The 18,124-nt window shown below is 46.2% G+C and carries 21 protein-coding genes; 10 read left to right on the forward strand and 11 right to left on the reverse strand.

Going from position 1 to position 18,124, the window contains the following annotated elements; translation table 11 throughout:
- Positions 1-101 precede the first annotated feature (101 nt).
- From C7R92_RS19390 to C7R92_RS19405, 4 genes are all read left to right on the forward strand, one after another.
- On the forward strand, positions 102-311 hold the full coding sequence (locus C7R92_RS19390) for a hypothetical protein (RefSeq protein ID WP_106835351.1): 210 nt from the start codon (positions 102-104) through the stop codon (positions 309-311).
- 382 nt (positions 312-693) lie between these two features.
- A complete protein-coding gene (locus tag C7R92_RS19395; RefSeq protein WP_106835352.1) occupies positions 694-1,638 on the forward strand; it encodes a GNAT family N-acetyltransferase in 945 nt (314 codons plus the stop codon).
- 233 nt (positions 1,639-1,871) lie between these two features.
- Positions 1,872-3,629, forward strand: a complete 1,758-nt coding sequence (gene spoIIP, locus C7R92_RS19400) for a stage II sporulation protein P (RefSeq protein WP_106835353.1) — start codon at positions 1,872-1,874, stop codon at positions 3,627-3,629.
- A 63-nt stretch (positions 3,630-3,692) separates the two neighbouring features.
- On the forward strand, positions 3,693-4,568 hold the full coding sequence (locus tag C7R92_RS19405) for a pentapeptide repeat-containing protein (RefSeq protein WP_106835354.1): 876 nt from the start codon (positions 3,693-3,695) through the stop codon (positions 4,566-4,568).
- Positions 4,569-4,720: 152 nt separating this feature from the next.
- On the opposite strand, the gene C7R92_RS32380 is transcribed toward C7R92_RS19405, so the two are convergent.
- Complete coding sequence (locus tag C7R92_RS32380) at positions 4,721-4,870, reverse strand: hypothetical protein (protein WP_167403224.1); 150 nt, start codon at positions 4,868-4,870, stop codon at positions 4,721-4,723.
- Positions 4,871-4,998: 128 nt separating this feature from the next.
- Here C7R92_RS32380 and C7R92_RS19410 point away from each other — a divergent pair, with 128 nt between their 5' ends.
- The 6 genes from C7R92_RS19410 to cydC all read left to right on the forward strand — a co-directional run bounded on the left by C7R92_RS19410 (position 4,999) and on the right by cydC (position 12,714).
- Positions 4,999-5,583: a sigma-70 family RNA polymerase sigma factor gene (locus C7R92_RS19410; RefSeq protein ID WP_106835355.1), complete on the forward strand. Its 585-nt coding sequence runs from the start codon at positions 4,999-5,001 to the stop codon at positions 5,581-5,583.
- Positions 5,573-6,328, forward strand: coding sequence for a hypothetical protein (locus C7R92_RS19415; RefSeq protein ID WP_106835356.1), 756 nt, complete (start codon positions 5,573-5,575; stop codon positions 6,326-6,328). The genes C7R92_RS19410 and C7R92_RS19415 overlap by 11 nt, the downstream gene beginning before the upstream one ends.
- 468 nt (positions 6,329-6,796) lie before the next feature.
- Entirely contained in the window at positions 6,797-8,212 is a 1,416-nt protein-coding gene (locus C7R92_RS19420) for a cytochrome ubiquinol oxidase subunit I (RefSeq protein ID WP_106835357.1), read from the forward strand.
- Positions 8,202-9,215 carry a cytochrome d ubiquinol oxidase subunit II gene (gene cydB / locus C7R92_RS19425; RefSeq protein WP_106835358.1) on the forward strand — a complete coding sequence of 338 codons (1,014 nt, stop codon included), beginning with the start codon at positions 8,202-8,204 and terminating at the stop codon, positions 9,213-9,215. The genes C7R92_RS19420 and cydB overlap by 11 nt, the downstream gene beginning before the upstream one ends.
- Positions 9,215-10,960, forward strand: coding sequence for a thiol reductant ABC exporter subunit CydD (cydD, locus tag C7R92_RS19430; protein WP_106835359.1), 1,746 nt, complete (start codon positions 9,215-9,217; stop codon positions 10,958-10,960). Before cydB ends, cydD begins: the two co-directional genes overlap by 1 nt.
- A complete protein-coding gene (cydC, locus tag C7R92_RS19435; RefSeq protein WP_069848343.1) occupies positions 10,957-12,714 on the forward strand; it encodes a thiol reductant ABC exporter subunit CydC in 1,758 nt (585 codons plus the stop codon). Before cydD ends, cydC begins: the two co-directional genes overlap by 4 nt.
- A 44-nt stretch (positions 12,715-12,758) precedes the next feature.
- Here cydC and C7R92_RS19440 read toward each other — a convergent pair whose 3' ends face one another.
- The 10 genes from C7R92_RS19440 to C7R92_RS19485 all read right to left on the reverse strand — a co-directional run bounded on the left by C7R92_RS19440 (position 12,759) and on the right by C7R92_RS19485 (position 17,937).
- Complete coding sequence (locus C7R92_RS19440) at positions 12,759-13,097, reverse strand: YmaF family protein (protein WP_106835360.1); 339 nt, start codon at positions 13,095-13,097, stop codon at positions 12,759-12,761.
- A 148-nt stretch (positions 13,098-13,245) separates the two neighbouring features.
- Entirely contained in the window at positions 13,246-13,809 is a 564-nt protein-coding gene (lepB, locus tag C7R92_RS19445) for a signal peptidase I (RefSeq protein ID WP_106835361.1), read from the reverse strand.
- Between the two features lie 102 nt (positions 13,810-13,911).
- Positions 13,912-14,199 carry a hypothetical protein gene (locus tag C7R92_RS19450; protein WP_106835362.1) on the reverse strand — a complete coding sequence of 96 codons (288 nt, stop codon included), beginning with the start codon at positions 14,197-14,199 and terminating at the stop codon, positions 13,912-13,914.
- A 71-nt stretch (positions 14,200-14,270) separates the two neighbouring features.
- A complete protein-coding gene (locus C7R92_RS19455; RefSeq protein ID WP_106835363.1) occupies positions 14,271-14,741 on the reverse strand; it encodes a GNAT family N-acetyltransferase in 471 nt (156 codons plus the stop codon).
- A gap of 20 nt (positions 14,742-14,761) precedes the next feature.
- Positions 14,762-14,941 (reverse strand): hypothetical protein, encoded by a 180-nt coding sequence (locus C7R92_RS19460; protein ID WP_106835369.1) that lies wholly within the window; start codon positions 14,939-14,941, stop codon positions 14,762-14,764.
- A 182-nt stretch (positions 14,942-15,123) separates the two neighbouring features.
- Entirely contained in the window at positions 15,124-15,480 is a 357-nt protein-coding gene (locus C7R92_RS19465) for a group I truncated hemoglobin (protein ID WP_069848334.1), read from the reverse strand.
- Between the two features lie 140 nt (positions 15,481-15,620).
- On the reverse strand, positions 15,621-16,298 hold the full coding sequence (locus tag C7R92_RS19470) for a hypothetical protein (protein WP_106835364.1): 678 nt from the start codon (positions 16,296-16,298) through the stop codon (positions 15,621-15,623).
- A gap of 262 nt (positions 16,299-16,560) precedes the next feature.
- Complete coding sequence (locus C7R92_RS19475; RefSeq protein ID WP_106835365.1) at positions 16,561-16,926, reverse strand: HsmA family protein; 366 nt, start codon at positions 16,924-16,926, stop codon at positions 16,561-16,563.
- 172 nt (positions 16,927-17,098) lie between these two features.
- A complete protein-coding gene (locus tag C7R92_RS19480) occupies positions 17,099-17,536 on the reverse strand; it encodes a hypothetical protein (RefSeq protein WP_106835366.1) in 438 nt (145 codons plus the stop codon).
- Positions 17,537-17,733: 197 nt separating this feature from the next.
- Positions 17,734-17,937 (reverse strand): hypothetical protein, encoded by a 204-nt coding sequence (locus tag C7R92_RS19485; RefSeq protein WP_017251155.1) that lies wholly within the window; start codon positions 17,935-17,937, stop codon positions 17,734-17,736.
- Between the last annotated feature and the right edge of the window lie 187 nt (positions 17,938-18,124).

Raw genomic sequence — 18,124 nt, forward strand, 5'->3', positions numbered from 1 at the left:
GTTCCACAAAAAATGGATCTATTCCTCTTCGTCGGAGTAAGGCGGCGAATTTTATCAAAGGCTATGGACGGGATAAGGTATGCGAGAGGAGGTTTTTCGGTTTGGGGGATTATGTGCAGTATTTCAATAATCTTATCGCCTCGATTAATGATATTCCGAACAAGCTGATGAGCGTTTTATCTGTTATTCAGGCACCCATTCAGCATTTGACGAACACATTGATTGTCACAAACATCCTGTTGGGTCTACTTGTACTGACCTCTATTGCGAATGTGTATATGCTTTGGCGAAATGGGAGAAAGAGACACTAATGCTGTTGCCACGAACGTCATTTGCCACTATACTTGTGGAGTAGTTCATGGATAATAATGTAACGGTTGTTTGCTACGACCGTCTCTATATCGAAATGGTATGCACGAAAAAACAGCGGAAAGGAGGGTATCCACATGAAAAAAAGATCATTACTGTCTTTGCCAAAAGGAATTGGATACTCCACCGCTGTTTTCTTTGATCTGGCTAAATCACGGGAGAAGTATGTCCAAAAACGGATATAGCGACCATCCTTTGATGTAGTGGGGATTCATCAGGATACAGTGGAAAAACGCCACAGGTCGCTTCCTGTGGTTTTCTTTTTAGGGCACCGCAGGATTTCCTGTGGTGTTTTTTTTATTTCGAAAAAGGGAGATGGATGGTATGCAAGGAAACGGAGAGAACATTTACGTAAGACTGGTACAGGAATCGGATGCACAGAGCCTCTGGGCGCTTGAAGGGAGAAACAGAGACTTCTTTCAAAACTTCACAGGGACGAGAGAAGAGGCGTTTTACACGCTGGAAGGACAAATCGACAGGATCAAGAGCTCGATGGCTTTAAAAGAAGAAGATAGAGGGTACGTCTTTGTCATTGCAGAAAAAGGACAGGATGAAATCATTGGGGAAGTCATCCTTTCAGAGGTTGTAAGAGAGAATCTGCAAAGCTGCTGGATCGGCTACTTCCTAGATAAAGAGCATAATGGAAAAGGCTACATGACCGAAGCGGTAAAACTCGTCGTTGACTATGCCTTCGAGACGCTAGGTCTTCACCGCTTGGAAGCAGGAGTGATGCCGCATAATATAGGCTCGATCAAGGTGCTGCTAAAAGCTGGTTTTCACAAGGAAGGGATTGCCAAGAAAAACGTGAAAATCAATGGTCGGTGGGAAGATCATCAAACACTGGCGATCGTCAAAGAAGAACAAACCGACCAGGCGAAGCCCAAGGTTCACCGCAAAAATCCTAGTACAGTTGCTCCGCCTATGGGACCCTATACACATCTGACGGTCGTTCCAAAAGGAGCCGATTTGCTCGTGCTTTCTGGGCAAGTAGGAATGGACCTTCATGGAGAATTGCCGACAGATATGAAAGAACAAGTAGAAAACACGCTACAGAACATCCTGCGCAATTTTGAAAGTGAGTCAGTAACTGCGGACCATATCATCAAAATCAATATATGGGCAACCGAGCAAATGGATTGGAAGCATTTTAATCAGGTGTGGGAGAAGTTTCACGGGGGGACACCACCAGCGATGACGATGTCTTACGTCCCAGCATTGGCAGTCCCTTCGCTCAAAGTGGAGATAGAAGCTTGGGCAGCGAAATGGTAGGAAGGAAATAGAGGAGAAAGAAAAAGGGTGAAGCTTGTCGCTTCATCCTTTTTTCTGTAACTTTTTTCTAGCAAAAACGTCACTATTTTCAGGAGATAGAATGATCGTGAAGTTATTGCTGTTTTGACAGCAAAAGATGTCAATACATGAAGGAATATGCGGACGAATCGAGAAGTTCTTTCTATTAGCTAGACTTTCCAAAAATACGAAAAAAACAGAGGGGAACGAGGAACTTGCTTTTACGAGTAAATGTCAGCTTGCTAGCTGTTTTCTTCCTGATTTTGCTGATGCCTCTGTCCATTGCGCGAGCGGCCACCCATGTAGACGTGGCGGTCGATCAGTTAAATATTCGAAGCGAGCCAGGTACGACTACCCAGATCGTCGCAACACTCAAAAAAGCCACGCGGTTGCCAATCACCAAACAGCAAAAAGATTGGACTCAGGTAAAGCTGCCGAACGGCAATACCGGATGGGTCAATAATAAGTATGTGAAGATGATAGAAGTTCCACAGATCAAATATGTCAAAAGCAATGTGGACATGCTGAATGTTCGGGCAGAACCAAATGCCACTGCACAAATTTTGCAGATCATCGACAAAAACGGTGTGTTTTTGCAAATGAGAAAGCAAGGGGAATGGGCACAAATTAAGCTGTCTGATCAAAAGAACGGCTGGGTGAAAGTCAGTTACTTGACGGAGACAACGGCACCAGCACCAAAACCAGCCCCGGTACCAGCGCCTACTCCGGTACCAGTGCCAACACCAATCCCAGACCCGACAACATTTCCAGCACCGCCCCCTCCTGTACTCCCATCCAATACGGGAAGTGAATTCGGACAAGGGACAATCGTATTAACGGAAGGCTATGAAGTTTATGCACAGCCAGATATTCTAGGTACCGTCATTGGTCAAATTCATGGCGGGATGACAATCAATCATTACGGATATGCAAATGGTTGGTACACCATTAACTTTAACGGGACCTATGCCTATATCTTCAAACCAATGGAACAGACTGGGGCAGTACAGCCACTGCCGAATCCAACACCGGGGGCACCAGCGACTTTGCCAGCAACAACGCCTCCCGCTGTACAAGAACTACAGATTCGCGTCAAAAATCCGGATTCTAACATCCGCAACGGCCCCTCAACCGATCATGCAATCATTGGAACCGTTCAACCTGGACAAGTATTCCCGGTTGTGCAAACAGTAGGAGACTGGTACATCATCAGGCTGGCAGACAATTCGACCGCCTATATCGCGGGGTGGATCGTAGAGAAGATTCAACCAGCCGGTACTCTGCCACCGACAGGAGCAACGTACGAGTACAACAATGGGATGATTGGAAACGAGAAAGTGTATATCTATCACACCCATAACCGTGAGTCTTGGCGAAATGTTGCACGGAACCAACAAGGGAGCTCGGTAGATGATCCTGAGATCAACATCACGCTTGTTGGGAAAAGGCTGGGCGAGCTGTTGCAAGCAAGAGGCATTTCGGCAATGGCGAGCCAGGACGATTTCGCTCAGAGATTGAGGGAACAAAATAAAAGCTACTCGATGTCTTATTCCGAGTCGTACAAGGCGGTAGCGGCAGCGGCTGCAACCAGTCCGCACTTGCAGTACATTTTCGATATTCATCGGGATAGTGATGAGCCACGCAGCAAGGTAGCGATCACGATTAATGGCAAAACCTATTCCCGGATGCTGTTTGTAATTGGAACAGCGAATCCGAACCATCTGGCGAACAAAAAGCTGGCGGAAGAGCTGAACGCCCGTCTGGAAGCTTCTTATCCCGGTTTGTCGCGAGGGATTATCCTGAAAGGTTCAAATCAAGGGAACGGGGTGTACAATCAGTCGATTTCAGAGGGAGCCCTGCTTTTGGAATTCGGTGGTACGAACAACACCTTGGAAGAAGGCTATAATACAGCAGAAGCCTTTGCTGAAGTCTTCGGGAATTACCTGATCGAATCTCAAATCGCATTTAACTAAAAGTAGCACGATTCTTTTCGCCAGGAGCGAGAGAATCGTGTTTTTTTCCAGGAGGATAATTATATGGCTACGCATCAAGAACACATACACGCGACTGACGATAACAGTAGGGGTCATCTTCAAGGTGACTGTGAAAGCTGCTTTGGCTTGTGCTGTGTGGCATTGCCTTTTGCTGCTTCCTCTGACTTTGCTATCAATAAAGACGCAGGCAAGCCCTGTAGTAACTTACAGGCAGACTTCCGGTGTGGTGTTCACACAAAGCTGAGGAAGATAGGCTTTCGCGGTTGTACTGTCTACGATTGTTTTGGAGCTGGTCAAAAGGTGTCTCAAGTCACTTATAGCGGCCAAGATTGGCGTAAAGAACCCGGATCAGCGAAGCAAATGTACGAAGTATTTCCGATCATGTGGCAGCTGCATGAGCTACTCTGGTATATAACGGAGGCGTTGACCAAGCAAGCTGCCCAGTCCCTCCATCCTACATTGAAGGAAGCGTTGGAGGAGACACAACGCCTGACGGATCACAGTCCTGAGGACATCCTGAAGCTGGACATCGCTTTTCATCGAGCAAAAGTTAACGAACTATTATTGCAGACAAGTGAATTGGTACGTAAGGACGCGGTTACCAAATACAAAGCGGGTAAGCAAGGAAAAACCTATGGCCGAGGCGCTGATCTCATCGGTGCCAAGCTCAAAGGCGCTGATTTACGAGGAGCCCATTTGCGGGGCGCTTATTTGATTGCTGCTGATCTGAGAGGAGCAGATTTGCGGGGCGCTGATCTCATTGGTGCAGATTTTCGCGATACAGATGTGAGCGGAGCGAACTTGACGGAGACGTTGTTTCTCACGCAGGTTCAGCTCAACGGGGCGAAGGGCGATGCAAGCACCAAGTTGCCACCTTCGTTCACGCGCCCACCGCACTGGGATATATCCAAAGCATGAAGATGTAAAAAGCAGGATGTCATTCGTTGACAACCTGCTTTTTGCTAGTAAAAGAGAGGGAACTAGAATTGCCCGATTAATTGAAGAAAAACATGGCGCTGGCGATTTCTAGGAATCCAGTCATTTGATGACCTCCAAGTCCAGATGCATTTTTACAAGTTTGGATTTGAATGCAACCCAACGATTTCGATTACTTCGACTACCGCTACCCTTTTCGGACCTTCCATGAAATATCCGATCACCCCAAGCTCAACTCTTTTCGTGTGCACCTCTTTACGCATGTGAGGGAAAAGAATCCACATGTCATTTCCTCCGATCTTAGAAAAATATTGTTAATACATTTCAGCTTTTTCCGTATTAACTAGCGTGAGTCTCACAACCAAACAAATTGCGCAATTTGTTCATTTCATTTAGAAGGGAGGGGAAGTAGTTGGAGATCGCCCAAGTGAACAGAGGCATCTGTCAAAACGAAGAAAACGATAGGCAAACAGAAAGCATGTCGACCGAAACGTTTGCCCAAATTTACGGTGCGTATTACAAGCGCGTCTACAAATATATTTGCTATCGGATCAACAATCACTATGCAGCAGAAGAAATATGTAGCCATGTGTTTGAAGTTGTTATTTCTAAATACAGCAGTTATTCACCTGCTAAATCAAACTTTGAAGTCTGGTTGTTTGCAATCGCCAGAAACGCAGTGACAGATTACTTCCGCTCACAGAAAAAAAGAATGAGTTTTTCACTGGATTCTATTCTGGATATGGTCCTGCCGAAGTCATCTCCGGAAGAAATTGTGATCAAGGGCGACAATCATCAAGCGTTATTTCAAGCACTGGCGAAGCTGAGTGACAAAGAACGCAATATCATCGCCATGAAATATGCGGCTGGACTAAAAAACGCGGAAATCGCAGACCTGCTTGGTGTCAGCGGTTCAAATATCGGCGTCGTGCTCTACAGATGTCTAAAAAAGCTACAAAAAGAATTGCAAAGAGGGGGCTTCCACTATGAAGAGTAAGCATGATCTAGACGATTTTCGTGAACTCACCGACTTGCTTACTGATCTGGAGCTGGATGACACCACTCCAAAAGCCAACATATACAATCGGCTGAAATTCAAATTGGAATCAGGAAACATACAACCAAATGATAGCAAAAAGGACGGGATCTATATGAAAACGAATAAATGGAAAGCTGCCACAGTTAGTGCTGTTGCTGTTGTTTGCCTTTTAGGTGCATTCTCGACTACATCATTTGCCCAAGGAATGCTCCAGACGATTCTGGCACGCTTTCAGGTGGGAAACATGGAAATTACCCAATATGATAAAGAGCTGCCTGCTACACAGTCCAATACCGAAGGAAACGAGACACGTGCAGAACGCAAAGCCCCCCCACAGCTAACATTGGAAGAAGCACGTGCAGCTAGCAAAATGGATTTTCCAGCACCGACATGGCTGTCAGAGCATTATTCCTATGTAAACACGGTTGTTCATGGCGAGGGTATGGTAGAAATTCAGTATAAAAAAGAGGAAGAGTTTCTTTCCTTGTTGATTTCGAACAGTGGCGAAAACGGCATCAGCACGACAGAGGGTGTCAAGATCGAAACCATCGGCGGGAAAAAGGTTTATTTCGCCAACGGGATCGTGATTTGGGAGCATGAAGGATTCACGTACGAGCTGTACCAGATGTCAGAGAAGAGCTTTGATGCTGCGACCATCGGCAACATCATCGAATCCTTGTCAACGAAATCCGCCAAAAAATAAGCGGTTGTTAGCGCATGTTCTCTTGGGGCTTTGTTAACTGAATAGGGGAAAGATGGACCCGTAGAAGGGTCCATCTTTTCTACATACGATAACTTTCGATATATTTTAAAAGAAAGTGAATAAATTACACATTTATCAAAATAAGTAGAGGCGCATAAGTCTAGCTAAAATCAAGGGAAAATCCTAAACAGTCACAGACTGTTAAAAATCATGTAACGAATCGGACACCCTCTAGGGTCAAAAGTCCTGCTACAATTATACATGACCGGAAACATACAGGGTAAAACAAACAAAAAACTCTCTCACGAAGATGAATGCGCAAAGGGGGTTACAAGAGAGAGAATCATTTGTGAATTTTTTCACATATATTTGTGATATTTTTCACAAAGTCGTAATAAATGCGGGTTTCCCCACTGGTATAATTCCGGTACATAAAGGCCAAAACGCGAAGAGAAAGGGATCTTGTACATGGATATAGTGGATTTGGGACGACTTCAATTTGCGATAACAACTATCTTTCATTTTGTTTTTGTGCCGATTTCCATCGGGCTGTCATTATTAGTAGCCATTATGGAAACGATGTATGTGGTAAAAAAGAATGACTTGTATAAAAAAATGGCCAAGTTTTGGGGAACATTTTTACTCATAAATTTTGCTGTCGGGATCGTGACAGGGATTATGCAGGAGTTCCAATTTGGGATGAACTGGTCTGATTTCTCACGATTCGTCGGCGACGTATTTGGAACACCGCTAGCGATTGAGGCCCTCTTAGCATTCTTCCTCGAATCGACTTTTATTGGACTATGGGTGTTTGGTTGGGATCGTTTGTCCAAAGGTGTGCATCTCGCATGTATTTGGCTCGTATCCATCGGAACGATTCTTTCGGCTCTTTGGATTCTGGCAGCCAACTCGTTCATGCAGCAGCCAGTCGGCTTCGCTATCAATAACGGACGTGCAGAGATGGTCGATTTCTTCGCGCTCCTTACCAATGGACAATTACTATATGAATTTCCGCATACCATTTTTGCGGCATTTGCGACAGGTGCCTTCTTGGTAGCAGGTATCAGTGCTTGGAAGCTGTTGAAAAAACAAGACGTTACATTCTTTGTGCAATCTTTCAAAATTTCGATCGTGGTAGCATTGATCTCCTCACTTGCTATTGCTCAATTCGGTCATGGTCAGGCACAGTATTTGGTTGCTACCCAACCGATGAAAATGGCAGCGAGTGAAGGGCTGTGGGAAACAAGCTCAGACCCAGCTCCTTGGACGGTTTTTGCAACGATTGATCCAGAAAAACAAGAAAACGGTTTTGAAATAAAAATTCCTTACTTGCTTAGCGTCCTGACGTACAACTCACTTTCAGGTTCTGTACCGGGCATGTTGGAATTGCAGGCAGAGTATGAGAAAACCTACGGTCCAGGAAACTACATTCCACCAGTTCGGACGACTTTCTGGAGCTTCCGCATCATGGTAGCAGGCGGTAGTGCAATGATTTTGCTGGCTTTGTACGGGGCATACCTGACCTTCCGCAAAAAGCTGGAACAGCCAAACAAGCGGTTCATGCAGTTGATGGTTGCGGGTATCTCACTACCGTTCATCGCAAACTCAGCTGGGTGGATCATGACGGAGGTAGGTCGTCAGCCGTGGACGGTATTCGGGCTACTGCGTGTTGAAGATTCGGTTTCGCCAAGCATTAGTACAGGAGCGGTATGGTTCTCTCTTATCGCCTTCACGACGATTTATCTAATCCTGCTTTGCCTCTTGGCTTATCTGTTTGCTCGTGTGGCGAAAAAAGGACCGGATATGGATAGTCATGAGGAAGTAGAGGATTTACAGCTTAAGGATCCATTTGATCGTGTAAGGAGTGAACGTTATGGAGCTTAATGAACTGTGGTTCCTGCTCATTGCCGTTCTGTTTACCGGATTTTTCTTTCTCGAAGGCTTCGACTTTGGTGTAGGCATGGCGACGCGCCTGCTATCACGAAATGATTTGCAAACCCGGGTTTTGATCAATACGATTGGCCCGTTCTGGGATGCCAATGAAGTTTGGCTGATTACAGCCGCTGGTGCGATGTTCGCAGCGTTTCCGGAGTGGTATTCCACGATGTTTAGCGGGTATTATCTCGTGCTTACGCTGATTCTGCTTGCGTTGATTGGACGCGGGGTAGCATTTGAATTTAGAGGCAAAGGGAAAGGTGAGGCTTGGAAAAAGACGTGGGACGCAGCGATTCTGATTGGAAGCTTTGTACCGCCGATGTTGTTCGGTATGATCTTTGCCAGCATGGTGAAAGGTGTGCCGATTGATCAGAATATGGAAATGACTGCGGGCTTCTCTGACATTGTGAATGGTTACTCGTTGTGGGCAGGAGTGACAGTTACAGGACTATGCTTGCTGCACGGCCTGAACTTCATCTCGCTGCGCACGGTAGGCGAGTTGCGTGAAAAATCACGTGTACTGGCGGCAAAGCTGTTGCCAATGCAAGCGGTTCTCATGGCGGTGCTTGTAGGGTGGACATTCATGGTAACCGATCTGTTTGAGCGTCAGGGTGTTTTGTTGACCGCAGCTGTACTCTTGGGTATTGTCGCGTTTGTACTGGCTCGTCACTACTTGAGACAAGGCAGGGAAGGATGGGCTTTCGGGATGACAGGTACGATGATCCTGTTGACGTTCGTCTCGATGTTTATCGGTTTGTTCCCACGGGTGATGGTCAGCACGATTGATAGCGCGTTTGATTTGACCCTCTATAATGCAGCTTCGAGTCCATACACGTTAAAAGCAATGACCATTGTTGCAGCAGTGCTTTTACCGTTTGTGCTAGCCTATCAGGCTTGGAGCTACTTCGTTTTCCACAAACGAGTCACTGAAAAGGATCATTTGGAGTACTAATGGACAAGGAATTGTTCCGATTACAAGGAATCCGACCGGTTATGCTGCTGCTAGCCGGTCTTTCCCTCCTACAAAGTGCGGCGATTATCGGTCAGGCACTGCTTTTGGCGAAGTCGATCGCAATCTTGTTTGAAGGTCAAGCGGTTCAGATGGCGTATCAGCCGCTTGCACTGTTTTTGGTCACGATAGCTGCTCGTCATACCATCGTTTGGCTGCAAAAGAAAGTCGCTGGTCGTTTTGCTGAAGCATCTAGTGAGTCTTTGCAAGGGCGAGTTCTATCCCGATTGTTCGAGCGTGGTCCACGTTTTGCCGCCAGTGAAGGAAGCGGAAAGCTTGTTACGCTTGTCCTGGAAGGTGTAGATCGTGTACGTACTTACCTGGAGTTGTCTGTTCCACGTACGCTAGATATGGTTTTTGTTACGTTACCGCTTCTGGCATTTGTCTACATGCAAGATGTGATTTCTGGATTGATCCTGACGGTAACGATGCCTGTTCTCATCGGCTTTTTTATCGTACTCGGTCTGGCGGCGCGTAAACAAGCAGACAAACAATGGCGCTCATATCGAATGCTATCCCATCACTTCACCGATTCGCTTCGCGGGCTTGCGACGCTCCGGTTTTTGGGACGCAGCAAAGACCATGGGGAGACCGTCGGTAGAGTGAGTGATCAATATCGATCCGCTACGATGCGTACGTTGCGCGTCGCCTTCTTGTCATCATTGGCACTCGACTTCTTCAGCATGCTGTCGGTTGCGTTTGTGGCAGTCGGTCTTGGGTTGCGGCTGATTGAAGGAAACTTTGGGTTTGAAACGGCATTGGTTATCCTGATTCTTGCACCGGAATACTTTTTGCCAGTAAGGATGCTGGGATCGGACTACCACGCCTCATTGGATGGCAAGGAAGCTTTGGGGACTATTCGTACCATCATAGATAGTGCCGCTACAGATGAACATAAGGAGGAAACACAAGCAACGAATAGTCAGACGTCTTTGACAGGCGGATGGGATGGAACGATTACTTTGTCCCATATTCGTGTCGTCGGTGAGGATGGCAGACAGCTACTGGGTGAGATATCTGAGGAATTGGGCAGCAACATGAGAAGAGTGGGCATTGTTGGAGCGAGCGGGGCTGGAAAATCAACCCTTCTCGGAGTGCTAGGCGGATTTTCTGATCCCGAAGCTGGTGTGATACAAGTAGATGGGCAACCCATTACGGGGGATGCGAAGCAGGAGTGGCAACGGCAAATCGCTTACATCCCACAGCATCCGTATTTATTCAATCAATCGTTGGCGGATAACATTCGCTTCTATGAGCCGGAAGCGACGCAGGAACAGGTGGAGCAGGTGATTCGTGATGTCGGTCTTGCAGAGCTGGTGGACAGCTTGCCAAATGGCTGTGAAGAAATCATTGGCGAAGGGGGCCGCACGTTAAGCGGCGGTCAGGCACAGCGGGTTGCATTGGGACGTGCGCTGCTTGGCAACCGACCAGTGATTTTGCTCGACGAGCCGACCGCTCACTTAGATATTGAAACGGAATGGGAGCTAAAACAGACCATGTTGTCGGTGTTGGGGGACAGGCGTGTATTTTTGGCCACACATCGTTTGCATTGGATGCGAGACATGGATTGGATTTGGGTAATCGACCAGGGACGACTGGTGGAAGCGGGTACCTATGAACAGCTCGTTGCACAAAAAAGCGTATTTTATCGGTTGTTGACAGCTGGTGCCAAGGGGGAGAAAGGATGAAGGAAGCGCGAGAAGGCAATCAGGGGTGGTTTCTTCCATACTTTCGCCAATTTTTCTGGCAGTTTGCCGTAGCGGCTTTGCTGGGAACCTTGGCAGTGGCATGTGCGGGCGCTTTGCTTTATACGTCCGGGTATCTGATCTCTCGCTCCGCACTCAAGCCTGAAAACGTCTTAATGGTCTATGTTCCCATTGTACTTGTCCGGGCTTTTGGCTTTAGCAAAGCAGTCATTCAATACCTGGAGCGTTTGGTTGGACACGATGCAGCTTTGCGTGTGTTATCGCGTATGCGTGTGCGTTTGTACCAGGCCATCGAGCCGCAAGCACAGCTCCTCCGCACTCGTTTTCGTACGGGAGATCTGCTTGGTGTACTTGCGGATGACATCGAGCAACTACAAAATGTCTATCTGCGCTTTGTGCTGCCTGCTGTATCGGCGGTTCTCCTCTACGGGGCAGGTATTGTGGCACTGGGAAGAATGGACGGGATGTTCGCGCTGCTGATGGCGTTGTACTGTGGGTTTCTGCTGTTTGTTGCACCCGCAGTAGTCTTGTGGTCATCCATTGCCAAGAGTCGTCGGTTCAAGCAGGAGAGACAGGCAGCATATCGGGAGCTGACTGATGCTGTTTTTGGCATGAGTGACTGGATTCTCAGTGGTCGTACACAGCAGTTTCTCCAGTTGTTTACAAGACGGCAAAAGTCAGCTGCCCAGATCGAAAACTCCATTCGACGCGGAGAATGGCGAGTCCAGTGGATGTCGCAGTGTGCAATCGGTGGAGCCATTGTCTTACTGGTCATCTGGGCGGGCGGACTTGCCGCTGCGAATCAGATACCTGCTACGTTGATTGCTGCGATAGGGCTGGTCGCATTTCCGTTGATGGATGCGTTTGCCCGTATTTCTGACGCTGTTGTGCGAATGCCAGAATACAAGGAGTCTCTGGGGCGGCTTCGGGAGATCGAGGGCGGTCGTCCAGCCAGTGTGGAGGCGCAGAAGGAAAAGGTGGCTGATCAAGCAGGGGGCAGTTTGAAGCTCGATCATGTTCATTTTCGCTACCCACAAGCCAGCGGTTGGAGTGTGCAGGACGTGTCTTTTGAGGTGGCTCAAGGAGGGAAAATCGCGTTGCTCGGTCGCAGCGGAGCTGGTAAATCGACGATACTGAACTTGATTCGAGGTGCCATACAGCCGGAAGCAGGTCAGGTGACAGTAAATGGGCAGCCTGTCCAATCAGAAGAGGATTCTGCTTGTTTGTTTTCCGTGTTGAATCAGCAGCCGTATTTGTTTGACACAACCGTAGCCAATAACATCCGGCTTGGACGACCCGATGCGTCCGATGAAGAAGTGCGTGCTGTGACAGCTCAAGTCGGTCTGGATCAGCTGATTGAATCCCTACCGGACGGTTATCAAACACGGATGCAGGAAACCGGTTTGCGCTTCTCTGGCGGAGAAAGGCAACGTATAGCCCTTGCCCGGATTTTGCTGCAAAACAAGCCGATTGTTCTCCTTGATGAGCCGACGGTGGGATTAGATCCGTTGACTGAACGCGATCTCATGACAACGATTTTCCGTGTCTTGCACGAGAAAACATTAATTTGGGTGACTCACCACTTGAGCGGTGTAGAGCAAATGGACGAGGTCATTTTTATGGAGCAGGGAGTCATCTCGATGCGAGGGACACATGAGCAGTTGTATCAGGACAATCCAAGGTATCGCAACCTGTATACATTGGACTGTCCGTTGGCGTCTGTGATGGAAATATAAGAAGAGGAAGACAGGCTGTTCCGGAGCGGGATAGCCTTTTTCGTTTAAGAGAGGGCCTCGCTGGTTACACCCCGGTAGTAATGGGTGTGCCCGTCATCATAAGTGGTTTGCCCTGAAAACTCGTGGTAATGACTTCCGTCCGGCAGCGGAATAGGCGGACCCGTCCATCCCCTGTAGTGATGTACATGTCCATCATTAAACGTAGTGGTTCCTTCGTAATAATGGACATGCCGATCTCTCATTCCTTCTGGGGATGACGTTCTGCCACGTATTCGGTGACGATGACGACCCGAAATGCTTGTCAGTGTGTCATACCCATGAAAATGCCCGGGCCAATCGGCAAATCGAATAAAGCGTAATGAATGAGAATGCCGAGAGCTCATCAAGAAACGCCCCTTTGCATGCAATTATCACTAGTAAATGCGTTTGTCAGGCGTTTCGAAACGGACATTCGTCTATGCGTTCAATAACTTGCAAATGAGAACACTAAAAGCAAAAGAGCCTTCCTCAGTGGAAAAGGCTCTCGTCTGATTAAAACAGTTTTTTCCCCATGATATGATCGAGTGGAATCACGCCAATGACTCTACTATCATCGCTATTGTTGCGATTATCTCCCATCACAAACACATGGTTTTCCGGTATGACGATTTTGGCATCAGGTACGTTGACCATCTTTTCTTTTATGTACGGCTCATTTAACGACTGACCATTCCGATACAGGCTCTCGTTCTTAAACTCCAAAGTATCGCCGGGTTTGCCAATGACTCGTTTTACCCAGAATGTTTTGGCATCGCTTTTCCCCATGGCGAGCATGAGGAGAGGATTTTCAAGGATGTCATCTTGTAACGTACGATCTCGGTCTACACGGCTGTCGATCACGACAATATCGTTGTACTCAGGGAGATAAGAGAATGTGTGGGACAATTTCGACACATAGATGCGTTCGTCGTTTTGCAAAGTGGGCACCATCGATTGTCCATTCACTTTAAAAGGTTGGAGAACAAATATGTTAACCAGAATCGCGAGTGAAAGGGAGATGCCCAACGTTTTGGTCCAGCCCCATATATCTTTTACGCTTTTCAAATCAGACCGCATCCTTCCACATGACAGATTACTTTGGTGTGGCTATTGATTAGTACGTGAAGTAGTGCTTTTTGGTTACGTAAATGAAAAGAGAAGCTTGGGAAGCAAAATGAATTAAGCAAAAAAGCTGAAAAAGATGACAGCAAAAATGCCACTGGGGACAGAGGCGAGCAGGAAATAAAAAGTCCATTTCCATCTGCTTTTATAATCTTGCACTTCATGTTCTTTGTAATAGGCTGTGGGGGCGCTAAGGGCGTTATAAACCATTAATCCAGCTAGTGTAAGGAGACCGAATGCAAGGTACTCCGCATAATTGCCAGCTTGATCAATGTTCCCCGTCTTTATTGCTATGATCATACAGAGGATCTGCAAAGCAGCTCCAAAACCAAGTGCCTTAAGCATGAGAACCACCTGCTATTTTTGGGGGAATTTAACTGTAATTACGTTTAAAAGGATAAAACGTTTCAATCAGATTAAATCTTTTTAATAAACGAAACCCGGTCGTTTCCATTTCCATCATAATTAGAAGTCACAACGATTCCATCCACCATTTTATCTCCTTTTTCAACTGTAAAACCTAACTTGGTGTGGAAAGAGATTGAACCTTTATTAACAGGAGAGGTAATGCATCGAATCGTATCGCATCCTTTTTGTTTTATGGTTTGAAAGAAATGGTGATATAATTCGCGGCCCCATCCATCCTTTCGTTTGTCCGGATGTACCCCAACGAAGTGAATGTAAGCTTCTCCAGGGAACGTCTGGGACAAGAAGCCGATGAGGAAAGCGATGACTTCTCCATTCTCTTCAACAATAAAGCTCGTTGACTGGAAATGGACAAAAAACAGCTTGGGTAACATATCAGACATTTGTCGCCCACCCCACCAGTCGTTGAGGACCGAAATAACTTTAAGGTAGTCCTGCTCTTGTACATTTCGGATTTGCATCATGCGTGCCTCCTTCATGCTCACTGTGACAAGTCTTTCTGTTCGGGAAATTTTTCCCAGACTACAATGATTAGCGTTGCAATAGGGCCGAGGAGTAAAGAGAGAAAAAACCAATTAAGACCGCTACGATTTTTTCCTTGAGCTAGTCCAGCGTTGATGAGGGCCAATGTACCCCAGCCAACAAAATATTGATCTTCCATTTTCGAATCTGCCTCCATTGTTGATAAGGTTGCTCCTATCATATACGTAATGAAGAAAATAGAGTTGCTAAGAGTTTTACAAAATGTGTATGAACAAACTAAAAATGGCCAATCGAAAGCGAAGGGCCACTGAGAGGAACGTAATCCACTGGGTTGAGGTGTCAGTCTGTTTTGTTACGCGGTTATTTATACAAAATATCATCCCGTAGTGACTCTACTTTGCTCAGAGCATCGGAAATATCTTCTTCGCTGACACCAAAGTGAGTCAGGGCATCACGCAAATGCCTAACGATGGCATCAAAATGAATGGGTTGCAGATTCATCCCTTCGTGAACCTTTGCCATGGAGTGTCCTGTGTATTGATTTGGACCACCGAGGGCATAGCTGATGAACTTTGTTTGGTGTCTACGCTGTTTTTCCATATCGGTGTTTTTGAAAAAGTGGTTCACGGTGTCATCAGCTAAAACTAAATCATAAAAGTAGTCCACTACTTTTGCGACCGTATCTTCCCCGCCATATTTCTCGTAAAACGTGCTCATCAATGGCCTCCTTAGGAAATTTGCTTTCCTTATCTATTCCACGATTGATGGAAACTTATTAAAGAAAAGCCCGCAAGCTGATGCCGATTGCATTTCGACGTCAGCCTGCGCGACTAGATGTATGTCATGTGCACTTTGTTTTAGCCAACTTTCCTGATCACTTTCGAATTTCCACCTGAACTGATAATGATCCATCCTTCAGGAACAGGTGAGGCTTGCAGTACCTCAATCTGTGTTCCGTTAGGAGCACCATTGACATTTCTGATCACATTCGATCCTCCATAGGTTCGAACCATGATCCATCCTTTTGGGATAGGCGAAGCGAGCATCACTTCCACCTCCGTGCCGTACGAAGCATTATCAACATTTCTGATTACATTCGATCCTCCAAAGGCTCGAACCATGACCCATCCGATTGGAATAGGCGAGGCGAGCATTACCTCTATCTCCGTACCATAAGAAGCACCGTTCATATTCTTGATTACATTCGATCCTCTAAAGGCTCGAACCATGACCCATCCGTTTGGGATAGGCGAAGCGAGCAGCACCTCTACCTCCGCGCCATAAGAAGCACCGTTCACATTCCTGATCAGGTTCTGCGTTCCTAAACTTCTAACGATAACCCATCCGGTTGGAATAGGGGAGGTAAGCGACACCCAGATTTCTTCCCCATACGTGGCGTTTCTGATTTTTTTATTGGAAGCGTAGTTGGTTGCCTTTTCCTGTGTAGGGAGCGCTGCCCCTTGGACTTGTGTGGCTAGAGAGGGTACTACGACGACTGAACTTAATGACAGGATAATAAGTGCTTTTTTAAACATGAGCATCAACCTTTCTGAAATGGTGAATGTTGTTTAGAAAACGTTCATCGAGTAGTGATTGATTGTTGTATATTACTAAAAATATCAATTTATTCCATTTTATACTATTGTCATTCTCATTACTGTAGGAGATATTGTCGAATGCTAGGCAAAGTTGACGATATGTTGAACAGCCGAGAGAAAAGCAAATGACCCTCTCATCAGTTGAGAGGGTGGAGGGAAGGGTAGATTGTTCGCATGCGGAGCGAAATGGAGAGTAGTCCTATTTCATAAAGCTTAAAGCTACTCCAATGGAATAAGGTACAAGCCATAGAATCCATACGATTAGGCTAAATTTATGGAATTGCTTGATTTGATGTTCTTTCTTTTTCCATAGAACGACACAGGCCCACACTGTATGGAAAAACATCAAGATCAAAGCGATCAACCCGGTAATGCCATGCAAATTCAAGCTGGAACCGTCTGCGAGCAATTTCATAAACGTTGTTCCAATCGTGTCGAATACTAAACCCAAACCAAAAAAGATAAGGTGTCTCGACTGCAGCTCTCCAGAACGTTTTTCGCCCCATACTCCAATCGTATAGGCAATGAGAGCAAGATTTATAAAAATCACCGCTGCTGCTAACACGTAAGATCATCTCCTGTTCATTTCTTTTGACTACGCTTGTAAGTGTAATCGTTGAATATGAACGAGAGATGAACACAATCGTTACGTGTCTAGAGTAAGTATCCGTTTGCAACTCGTTGCGTAGAGAAAAGAGGCTTTCATATGCGAAAGCCTCCATAAATAATCCAAATATTTAAGGAATTGTCACCGACACGGTTCCAACTGCTCTCCCGATTCCAGTGTTCGATACCAATATATAGTATTTTCCTACGGGTAATTCTTTGGTGCTTGTAAAAGTAAAGGATCCGCTACCCTCAAAACGTCCAGTACCTAATGAACGACTAGAACCATCTGCACTCAAGATTCGATAGGTCAAGTTGGGTTTAATGGAGGAAAGCCTGCCTTTCTGCGTTACATGAACAGTAATCTTTCCAGGTGACTGAATATCGAACCATTTAGAGTCAAGTGAGCTTCTACTCTCTAATTTAGTGTAACGCAAAACTTCTGTGGTTTTCGAAACAGGAGCAATCGCCTCTGTAGACTGAGGTTGGGTACTACTAGCTATTGCGCTTGTCGGAATAACAAGCATGGCAGAAAATGCGAGAAGTGTGGTTTGGATAAATTTTTTCAATGTCATAACCTCCAATTTATTTATATTCAACAATACATTACCTTTACGCCCAAAAATTAGCAATATTTTCAGGTGGGAAATAATATCTAAAAAGCGCCCCTTTTAAAGGAGTACTTAGGCAGCCCATCAAAGCTGAAAACAGCAGCAACCAAGGAATAGGAACTGATGCCCCTTTGAGGAGCACCAGCCCTGCAGCGTTAGTTTTCTAAGTGTGACAGATCATCTGCATCAAACAAGTGTCTCAAGATGGCGTGACTCACCTCGGTAACGGGCTCGAAAACAAAAGCAACTAGGTGTTCGTGCGGCTCCAGATAGTAATTCCTGTAGCCCAGCTGAATCAACTCCCGATTGAGTCGCGCTGCATCTTCGAAACTTGCGTAAAAATACAGATGCTTGGTCATAGTAATCACCTCCTTCCGCAGTAAACCGTAGCAGAAGGAGTAGAGTCACACCAACAATCGCGAGCCTGGTTTCCAATTGAAAAAGGAAAAACCCTTAATTACAATAAGGGTTTTTCCTTTTTCAGTGCGCCCAGCATGGGCGATAACTCTAGGGTGTAAGTCCCGAACGGGGGTTGGCTGTACCAAC

The organism is Brevibacillus porteri (assembly GCF_003013475.1).
GTDB classification, from domain to species: domain Bacteria; phylum Bacillota; class Bacilli; order Brevibacillales; family Brevibacillaceae; genus Brevibacillus; species Brevibacillus porteri.